The sequence below is a fragment of the Streptomyces albidochromogenes genome (genome assembly GCF_005981925.1).
GTDB classification, from domain to species: domain Bacteria; phylum Actinomycetota; class Actinomycetes; order Streptomycetales; family Streptomycetaceae; genus Streptomyces; species Streptomyces albidochromogenes.
The window spans coordinates 1-1869 of the sequence record NZ_VBVX01000571.1; the positions used below are offsets into that span (position 1 = coordinate 1).

Annotated in this window: 2 protein-coding genes and 1 pseudogene; all 3 read right to left on the reverse strand. The window is 66.5% G+C overall.

The window, feature by feature from the left end:
* Positions 1-504: 504 nt before the first annotated feature.
* Complete coding sequence (locus E2E34_RS33925; RefSeq protein ID WP_138905661.1) at positions 505-1272, reverse strand: class I SAM-dependent methyltransferase; 768 nt, start codon at positions 1270-1272, stop codon at positions 505-507.
* Positions 1257-1709 carry a lyase family protein gene (locus E2E34_RS33930; RefSeq protein WP_138905662.1) on the reverse strand — a complete coding sequence of 151 codons (453 nt, stop codon included), beginning with the start codon at positions 1707-1709 and terminating at the stop codon, positions 1257-1259. Before E2E34_RS33930 ends, E2E34_RS33925 begins: the two co-directional genes overlap by 16 nt.
* A gap of 42 nt (positions 1710-1751) precedes the next feature.
* Positions 1752-1869 (reverse strand): annotated as a pseudogene (locus tag E2E34_RS33935) (IS5/IS1182 family transposase); the annotation flags it as partial.

The following is a 1869-nucleotide window of genomic DNA, read 5'->3' on the forward strand; positions in this document are numbered from 1 at the left end:
CCCGTAGACGCCGAAGCCCCCGCGGCAGCCACCGACCGCAACGACTGACACCCCGCCCGCAAGCGGTCTCTCGGAAAGGAAACGAGGACATCGGAAAGGGCCGGCGCGCCGGCCCTTTCACCCGTGGACCGGACGGCGCAGCCTGAAGCCATCCGGACTTTCGATGCCCAGAGCGTCAAGACCTCCACCAGCGTCCCCGCATCCAGGCAGGGCACCGATGCCGGGCAGAAGATCGTGGACAGGAACCGGAGCATCGTGATCGACACACCCCGATACCGAAGCGATGGGCGGTCGGGCGGACCTCATGCTCCACCGATGCCTGGCCCACGGCCAAAGAGACCCTGCCAGCCCGCTCAGAAGCCATGATTCACCTCGCCATGACCGACCCTATGGCCCGCCGCCTCACCGGTGAGTCCACCATCTCCTGGCGTGCCTAGCAAATCCGCACAACCGCAGATTCCGGGATGAGACAACGGAATTAAACGGCCTCTCAGCGATTGGCGGTCACACCTGCAGGGTCGCACCTGTGCTGACGTCCCCGGTGAACCGGGCGCTCACGTACAGCACGGGGCCGGTCAGGTCGCTGTCCTGGGCTTCGGTGTTGTCGTACATGCCGGTCACGGTGAAGCCGTGGTGGGTGAGGTAGTGCTCCAGTTCCATGGGGAACAGAAGCCGGAAGCGGACGAAGTCCTTCTGGTCGGGCTGGCCGGGAAGGGACCAGAGCCTTTCACGGGACAGTAGCTGGCGGCGGCGGTCGAGGCGATATGTGGCACTGGCGGTGGCCTGGAGGGAGGGGGTGTCGATAACGAAGCGGGCTGGCAATCCCTGCCCATCCAGGTCTCCGATCGCGTTGGGCAGGTGCAGGAAGAGCATGGTGCCCGGCGCGGCGTGTGCGGCGAACGTCGCCATGGCGCGGTCGATGTCCTTGGGAGTGTGCAGGTTGGCGAGGGCCCAGCCGACGCACGGGATGATTTCGAAGGTCGTGCCGAGCCGCAATGACCGCATGTCGCCGGTCTGGAAGTCGACGCCCGGCCGACGGTCGCGCGCGTAGGCGATCATGCCGGGCTGGAAGTCGACTCCGGTACAGCGGGCACCCTGGCCTGCGAAGTATGCGACGTCACGTCCAGTGCCGCAGCCGATGTCCAGCAGCGTCTTGGGTATACCGCCGAACAGCTTCGCGCACATGCGCGGGATCTCGTGGCCGGCTCCGTCATAGATCTCCTCGTACAACTCGGGGTTGTCGTAGAGCATGTTCTTCAGACTGGCTTCCATGCAGTCCTCTCCTTCAACCACTGCCGTGCCGTGGTGACGACGCCCGCGACGAGGGGTGCGGATTCGCCGAGGTATCCGGCAGGCTCGAAGATGTCGTCCAGCTGCCGCGCAGTGAGGTGCTCCAGAATCCGGCCGTCGCGCAGGAGATGCTCCTTCAAGCCCAGGCCGCGGGTCCGGGCGTGCTGGCTGTGGCCGTACACCCAGGCGTATGCCGATGGTTTGCCCATCGTGGTGGCCAGCAGCAGCATGAGGCGCTCGGTGCAGACCTCGTCGCTCACCGCGCGGACGTTCGCCGCGAGCCGGTCCGGGTGCACGGTCAGTCCGCTGACCACCTCGCGCAGGTAGGACAGGGCGGCCAAGCAGTAGTGCGACACGTCCGGCACGCAAGCCCACTCCAGGCGCAGGGCGCGCCCGTCGCGTTCGTGGTCGCCCGCCATCGCTGCGAGTGCCGGGGCGATCTGGGCCGCGGCTAAGAGGCCCTAACAAAGGCGTTGGACGTGTCGGTGGGTGATGAGACAGGTGGCGAGGCCGAGGAAGGCTTCATGGATGTCGTCGCGTCGTTCCCAGCGGACACGAAGTCGGCGAAAACCGTGGAGC

Coding starts and splice junctions, on each gene's coding strand:
- E2E34_RS33925 (WP_138905661.1), bottom strand. CDS start 1,272: ATGGAAGCCAGTCTGAAGAACATGCTCTACGACAACCCCGAGTTGTAC.
- E2E34_RS33930 (WP_138905662.1), bottom strand. CDS start 1,709: ATGGCGGGCGACCACGAACGCGACGGGCGCGCCCTGCGCCTGGAGTGG.